General features: G+C 33.1%; 7 protein-coding genes and 1 pseudogene. 1 reads left to right on the top strand and 7 read right to left on the bottom strand.

Features of this window, described 5'->3' with window-relative positions:
• From rsmG to SULYE_RS04470, 7 genes are all read right to left on the bottom strand, one after another.
• Window positions 1-601 (bottom strand): 16S rRNA (guanine(527)-N(7))-methyltransferase RsmG (gene rsmG / locus SULYE_RS04500; protein ID WP_007546952.1); only part of this gene is annotated, 601 nt, incomplete at its 3' end.
• Entirely contained in the window at window positions 598-1266 is a 669-nt protein-coding gene (locus tag SULYE_RS04495) for an N-glycosylase/DNA lyase (protein WP_007546951.1), read from the bottom strand. The genes SULYE_RS04495 and rsmG, both read right to left, overlap by 4 nt.
• Window positions 1263-1961: a helix-turn-helix domain-containing protein gene (locus tag SULYE_RS04490; RefSeq protein ID WP_007546950.1), complete on the bottom strand. Its 699-nt coding sequence runs from the start codon at window positions 1959-1961 to the stop codon at window positions 1263-1265. Before SULYE_RS04490 ends, SULYE_RS04495 begins: the two co-directional genes overlap by 4 nt.
• A gap of 40 nt (window positions 1962-2001) precedes the next feature.
• On the bottom strand, window positions 2002-2934 hold the full coding sequence (gene hemC / locus SULYE_RS04485) for a hydroxymethylbilane synthase (RefSeq protein ID WP_007546949.1): 933 nt from the start codon (window positions 2932-2934) through the stop codon (window positions 2002-2004).
• Window positions 2935-2947: 13 nt separating this feature from the next.
• Complete coding sequence (locus SULYE_RS04480; RefSeq protein WP_007546948.1) at window positions 2948-4411, bottom strand: ArnT family glycosyltransferase; 1464 nt, start codon at window positions 4409-4411, stop codon at window positions 2948-2950.
• Complete coding sequence (locus SULYE_RS04475; RefSeq protein WP_007546947.1) at window positions 4404-5444, bottom strand: deoxyguanosinetriphosphate triphosphohydrolase; 1041 nt, start codon at window positions 5442-5444, stop codon at window positions 4404-4406. Before SULYE_RS04475 ends, SULYE_RS04480 begins: the two co-directional genes overlap by 8 nt.
• A complete protein-coding gene (locus SULYE_RS04470; RefSeq protein ID WP_007546946.1) occupies window positions 5431-6444 on the bottom strand; it encodes an aspartate-semialdehyde dehydrogenase in 1014 nt (337 codons plus the stop codon). Before SULYE_RS04470 ends, SULYE_RS04475 begins: the two co-directional genes overlap by 14 nt.
• A gap of 479 nt (window positions 6445-6923) precedes the next feature.
• Between SULYE_RS04470 and SULYE_RS08735 the strand changes: the two are divergent.
• A pseudogene (locus tag SULYE_RS08735) lies at window positions 6924-7088 on the top strand (IS110 family transposase); the annotation flags it as partial.

Raw genomic sequence — 7088 nt, 5'->3', positions numbered from 1 at the left:
ATTTTGTCATAACAATAAAACTTCTTTCCGGAAGACCTTTAAAGCTCATTTTTGTTGTGTATAGCTTTAACTCTTCTTCGATATCCTTGCCTTTCATTATCACAATAATACCATTTTCTTTTAAAAGATTTTTACCTATTTTTAATACTTCAAACGTCTCTCCCGTTGCCCTGCTTACTACTATGTCAAACTTTTTATCTATATTTTCAGCTCTATCGCACAAAACTGTATAATCTATCTTTAACTCTTTTTTCAGCATCTCTAAGAAGATACATTTTTTATTGATAGATTCAATCAAATAAAGCTTGATTTTATCTTGATAGTAAATTTTAAGTGGTACTCCCGGAAAACCGCCGCCGGTTCCAAAGTCTGCTATTTCTTTGTCTTCTACGCTAATTCCTTTAGCTTCAAAAAGCTTTACAAGGGTTAAGCTGTCTAAAAAATGTTTTATAACTATTTCATCTTTTTTTCTTACAGATGTTAGATTATAAACTTTGTTCCATTTTAAAAGCATTGAAAGATATTTGTCAAAAAGTTCAAGTTGATTGCCTGTAAGGATTATGCCGTTTTTTTCTGCTAAATCTTTAAGCAGCTCCATCATTTTAAAACTTTCTTTGTTTTAATATAAAAAATGTATAAATCAAGCTCTCCCTGGGTTAGATTTAGCTCTTGGCATAGCTTTTCTAAAGCTGATTCTGATTCTATGTACACATTTTTTGTTAATGTTTTTCTTGGTTTTACAAGGTTGTTTTCAAATAAAAATCTTAATATATGTCTGTCTATGATTGCCACATCCTCAAATCCTATGTTTCTTAAAAAATGCGATGCTTCTTTGTATCCATAGCCTGTAACTTTTTTAACAAGCTCCTCTCTTGCCTTTTTGCCATCATCGTAAAATCTAATTTCTTGCAAAAAGCTTTCAAGTGGTCTTAGATTCACTATTCTTTCTGCCCTCTGCATTACAAACCTATGCCCATGCTTTCTAAAGATGTTATAAAGCTCTTCTAAGGAATATTTTTTAAATCCTTCAATGCCAACCTCTGCTTGAATCTTTATTCCTACCTCTGCTTTAAAGTTGGCTGTCAGGATACAAAAACAAGCTTCAGAAAAAATATCTGCTTCGTAGGCTTTAATATCAACAAAAGGTTTAAAGTCAAAGACAGTCAAGCCTTTCTCTTTTAGAGATTTAAACTGGCTTATTCTTTGGTCTATATATGGCTTGACTTCAGATATGGCTTTTAAAATAATTTCTTTTGGTGGAATCAAATCTTTGGAGCACCTCTTAACACATTGTATCCATTGTAAAATATACCTTCTGAATCAACAAATACGTTATGGATAATTTCTCTATCAGAAATCTTAACTTCTTGGTCTCCGAACATAATTTTTAATTTATCAGCATTTCCTACAGTGTCTAATACTATCTTATTTTCAAAATAGAGAGTCTTTTCTTCACCTTTTTTGATGTTAAAGATAGTCTTTTCTCCGTCTATTGTAGCTGTAATCCATACTTCATCGTCTGCTTTTAAAACTATAAAAGTTATTTTATTGTCTTGACTTTCTGATGTAATTGTAGCTTGTTTTGTTTCTTCTTTATGCTGGATAGGATCTACTTGAAAAGTAGGATTTTTATTAAGATTTGCATTTGCATAAATGAATGCTACCAATATAAAACCTGCAAATAGATGTGGCAGAAATTCTAATACTTTTTGAGAAAATTTTTGATTCTTTTCTTTTATTAAATTTATTTCTAATGTTTCAGATGGAAGGTTACAGTCAAGCTGTAAAAACTGACAAAGCTTTTTTGCATACAATCTTCCGTATGGGTCTTTTAAAGCAAAGTTTTCATCGTTTTCTATTCTTTCAATTTTATCTATGCTAACTCCTGCTAAAGAAGATAATTCTTCTATAGTTAATCCTCTCCCAATTCTTGCCGATTTAATATTATCTGATATTTTCATTTTTTACCTGCTTTTTTTATTTTGTTTAATTTTTATTATATCATTTTCCATAAATTTTAGTTAGAATTTGTTTACCCCCGTCGTTTAAAAGTTTTTCTGCTAAGGTTTTTCCAAGAATGATAGCCTGCTCTTGTGTATTTTCTTTTATTTGTTCTGTGATTTTTTCTTGATAATACTCTCTTCCTTCCAAGTCTGCAATGAAGCCTGTGATTATAAAGCTGTTTTCTTTAATCTCACAGTATGCACCAAGTGGAACTTGACATCCCCCTTCCAACGTTTTTAGAAAGCTTCTTTCTGCGGTTGCTCTTAAATAGCTTTCATAATGGTTCAGTGGTTTTATTAGATTTTTTATTCTCTCATCATCAGACCTTCCTTCTATGGCAAGAAAGCCTTGGCAGACTGCGGGAATCATCTCGTCCGGAGAAAATATGTATTTGACTTTACCATCAAGACCAAGTCTTTTTAGCCCAGCGTAGGCAAGTATGATTGCGTCATACTGCCCTTCTTCAAGCTTTCTTATTCTTGTGTCAACATTTCCTCTTAAGTCTTTTATCTGCAGATCTTTTCTGATTTTCATTATTTGCGACTTTCTTCTTAAGCTGCTTGTGCCAATAACTGCGTTTTCCGGAAGCTGGTAGATGTGTTCATGCTTTATAGATAAAAAGGCATCCCTTGGGTCTTCTCTTTCTGTAATTGCTATAAGCTCTAATCCCTCCGGTAGCACTGTTGGCACATCTTTTAATGAGTGAACGGCAATATCTATTTCATTTTTCAAAAGTGCATCTTCTATTTCTTTTACAAATAATCCTTTTCCGCCTATCTTTGCAAGTGGAACATCTAAGATTTTATCTCCTTGGGTAGTGATTTTAACAAGCTCAACTTCTACCCCGTGAATTTCTCTCAATCTATCTGCAATATAATTTGCTTGCCATAAAGCTAATTGACTTTTTCTTGTTCCAATTCTTATTTTCATCTATCTTGCTCCTTTAGTAGCTAAGTATTGGGTCTTCTTCAATGTGTTTATAGTTTTTCAGTACGTAAATATAATAAGTCTTTACCTCTTTTCCTCTATATTTTACCTTATACTGTGATTCAAGCTCTAAGCTTTCAAAACCTGACTTTACTTTTTCAGTGATTGGATGGTCTGCAACGTAAATGCCGTAATATCCTTTATTTTCATACTTTTTTATACCTTCCCATAAATCAAACTGGGTCATTCTTCTATCTACTCTGATGCAGTAAGTTTGCCTAAATGGTTTTACATAAAAAGCAAGCTCAGAAGAGATATGATAAGAGTCTGAAAATATAAAGTTTTTTTGATATTTTTCTTTTAAAGATTCAACATAACTTCCAAGCTCTTGCCAACCTACAAGCCTTTTGCTCGGGTCTTTTTCCGGTGGAAGAAGGTTTGTTAATCCTATTTTATCAAGTATCGGCGTATAAAGAAGAATGATGATAGATAGTCCTGATAAAAACATTAAAATGGTAGAGATTTTTAAAAATCTTTTATAAACTACATAACCACCAAGCATGTATAAAGTAGCATATCCAAAGGCTGGCCAATTTACTTCAACATTTTTAAACAGAGCAATCCCGCCAAAAAATACGAAAACTATAATAGGAGATAAGGATAAGTATATAAGTTTTTCATCTTTTTCTTTAAAAGCTCTAAACACTCCATAAACCATAAACGCAAATAAAAAGACAGAGTTTATGCCTATCTGTCCAAGTATGTAATCTCCAAAATGCTTTAAGTTTATACTAAGCGTTTTTTCATCTGCTCCTGCCAATTTGCCAACATGTTTAAAACTTACAAAATCATTTGCTACATTCCAATATATGACCGGCAAGGTAAACAATCCTGCTGTCAATATTGAGATATAAAACCATTTTTCTTTAAAAATATCTCTTTTAAAAAGTAAAACAAAGATAATAGCCGCCGGAAAGAAAAAAACAGCTGAGTATTTTGACAAAAAAGCCAAGCCTGCTGATATGCCTGTTAAAATCCATAAATTCGGCTTATTTTCATAAACTGATTTGTAAAATAGATAGCTTAAAAGCAGATAGAAAAAAGCAAGGGGTGTATCTGTTAGAAAAATTATAGATGCTATGTCGTAAGCCGGTATTAGATAGACGAACACTGAAATAAAGAATGCTAATTTTTCATCGTTAAAGACTTCTTTTGAAAAAAGGTATATGATTATGGCTATCAAAAATCCAAAGATGATGCTGTTTATTCTTACGCCTATCTCTGTATCTCCGAGGATGGACGTGGATATAAAATTAAAGTAGGCTATCAAAGGTGGTTTTGAATAGTAGGATAAATCTAAATGCTTAGACCATAGCCAATACTGTGCTTCTTCTGTTGATAGGTCTATATCTCTATATAGTACGTATAAAATTCTTATGATTGCAAAGAAAAGATGTGTTATCAGTACATATCTAAACAACAGCCCAAACCTTTGGAATAAAGATTTCTGAGTATTTTTTTAGTGCGTATCTGTCTGTCATTCCGGCTACGTAGTCAACAGCTGCTTGGTTTGGTGAATATTCTCCCCAAAGTTTTAAATACTTTTCATAGTTTGGAATTAGATGATAGTTTTTAAGATAATACTCATACAAAGCCTTGACTATGCCTTTTGCCTTGTCAAGCTCTTTTATAACAGGTTCAGCAAAATATACATTTTCATAAAGAAAATCTCTTAAGCTGTACATGGCATTATAGACTTTTTCATCCATTACTATATGTTTATACTCATTTTCAATGGTTGTATTTATAACGCTGATAACAATGGTCGAAATCCTTTCGGATTTGGTTTTTCCAAGAACTTTAACTATATATTCCGGAATTTGTGATTCTGATACAATACCTGCCCTTATTGCATCTTCTAAGTCATGGTTTATGTAAGCGATTTTATCAGCTATTCTAACGATTTCGCCTTCTAAGGTTTTTGGCATGTTTCCTTCTGTAATCAGTGGAGACTTTCCTTTACTATGCTTTAAAATACCATCCCTCACTTCTTCTGTAAGGTTTAATCCCTTTCCTTCGTTTTCAAGCTTTTCAACCACCCTTAAACTGTGTTTTGCATGATGGTAGCTACCATTTTCTTTTAAAATAAACTCCCCTGCATGCCCAAAAGGAGTATGCCCTAAGTCGTGACCATAAACTATTGCTTCTGTAAGGTCTTCGTTTAGTCTTAAAGCTCTTGCTATCGTTCTTGAAACTTGTGCAACTTCAAGGGTATGGGTTAGTCTTGTTCTGTAATGGTCTCCCTCCGGAGATAAAAATACTTGTGTTTTGTGCTTTAATCTCCGAAAAGCTTTACTGTGAAGAATCCTGTCTCTGTCTCTTTGAAATTTAGTCCTTACCGGACATTCTTCTTCTTGTACATCCCTTTTTGCATAAAGACTTTTTGCAGCCTTTGGATGAAGTGTTTTTATTTCTAAATCTTCAAGATGTTGTCTTATGTTAGAGTAGTTCATATTTTACCAATAATTCTGCTATTTGAACTGCGTTAGTTGCTGCGCCTTTTCTTAAGTTATCTCCAACTATCCACATAGATAAACCATTTTCAAATCCAAGGTCTTTTCTTATTCTTCCTACAAATACATCATCCTTACCTGCTACCTCTATCGGAGTTGGATAAACATTGTTAAATGGATCATCTTCTACAACAACCCCCGGTGCATTTTTTAATATCTCTCTTGCCTCTTCAGCAGTGATAGGCTCTTGGGTCTCGATTGTTACAGCTTCACTATGTCCTACATATACAGGCACTCTTACGCAAGTTGGAGATACTTTAATATCCGGTTCATGCATAATCTTTCTTGTTTCATTGATCATTTTCAACTCTTCTTTTGTGTAGCCGTTTGGTTCAAAGTTGTCAATTCTTGGTATAACGTTAAATGCTATGTGATGTGGTAATGCCCTTGGATAAAAGTATTTTCCTTCCATAACTGCTTTTGTTTCAAGCTCTAAATCTTCTATTGCAGTTGCTCCTGCTCCGGAAACAGCTTGGTATGTTGCTACAATAATTCTTTTTATTTTCTTTACTTTATGAATTGGATATAACGCAACGACCATTTGTATTGTAGAACAGTTAGGATTAGCAATAATTCCTTTATGCCATTTTACATCCTCCGGATTAACTTCCGGAACAACCAACGGAACCTCCGGGTCCATTCTAAAAGCAGAGCTGTTATCTATAACAACAGCTCCTTTGCTTGCTGCGATGGGTGCCCATTTTTTACTTCTTTCACCACCGGCAGAAAATAATGCAATATCTACATTTTCAAAAGCCTCTTCACAAACAGCCTCAACTTTATACTTCATTCCATAATATTCAACTTCTTTACCTGCAGACCTTTCAGATGCAAGGAATTTTATTTCATTTACCGGAAAATTTCTTTCTTCCAAAACCTTTATCATTGTTTGACCAACAGCTCCTGTGGCTCCAAGTATAGCAACATTATATGATTTCATCAAATCCTCCAAGTATTTTTAATTAAATATTATAACTTTTTTAATAAAAATTGAGCATGAAAATAAAGAATGTTACGAGAAGTTTTTTAGATTTAAAAAAATATTATACATCCTGAGTGGGAAATAAGCAGTTTTTATAGATTTTTAGAAATGGATTGGACTAAAGTCCTTAGGATGACAGAGAAAGCGAGTGTGTTAACAATTACCTTATATGTCATCGTATATTAAATATACCAAAAATTTTTAAACTTTAAGAGAATAAGCTTTATAATAATTGCAGACATGGGAGAAAAAAGGAAGGACAGATCAAGTCTTTGTCATTGGTCTTTTAAGACCGCTCAGAATGTTTGTAGACTGTCCTTCCTCTACTTCCTAAAACCTGAATCAGAACATTAGGCTTTTAAGCCTGTATTGATTACGATGATAGGTTATCAGGAAGTTTCTCTCATGTCAAGTATTTTATGAAAGGAGGTAATCTTATGAACAACTACAAAATCGTCGTTGGAGTTGATGTATCTAAAAACTCATTCACTGCTACAGTTTTGTATGATAACAAGAAAGAAACCTTTGAAGTTAAATCAGACCCGGTTGAGTTTGAAAAGAAAATAAAGCCTTATCTTAAAAGTTTAAGCAGTCAGATATGC

Source organism: Sulfurihydrogenibium yellowstonense SS-5 (genome assembly GCF_000173615.1).
Lineage (GTDB): Bacteria > Aquificota > Aquificia > Aquificales > Hydrogenothermaceae > Sulfurihydrogenibium > Sulfurihydrogenibium yellowstonense.
Note: the sequence above shows the minus strand (reverse complement) of the source record. Positions and strands in the feature narration are given on the sequence as shown.

Coding starts and splice junctions, on each gene's coding strand:
- SULYE_RS04490 (WP_007546950.1), bottom strand. CDS start 1,961: ATGAAAATATCAGATAATATTAAATCGGCAAGAATTGGGAGAGGATTA.
- hemC (WP_007546949.1), bottom strand. CDS start 2,934: ATGAAAATAAGAATTGGAACAAGAAAAAGTCAATTAGCTTTATGGCAA.
- SULYE_RS04475 (WP_007546947.1), bottom strand. CDS start 5,444: ATGAACTACTCTAACATAAGACAACATCTTGAAGATTTAGAAATAAAA.
- SULYE_RS04470 (WP_007546946.1), bottom strand. CDS start 6,444: ATGAAATCATATAATGTTGCTATACTTGGAGCCACAGGAGCTGTTGGT.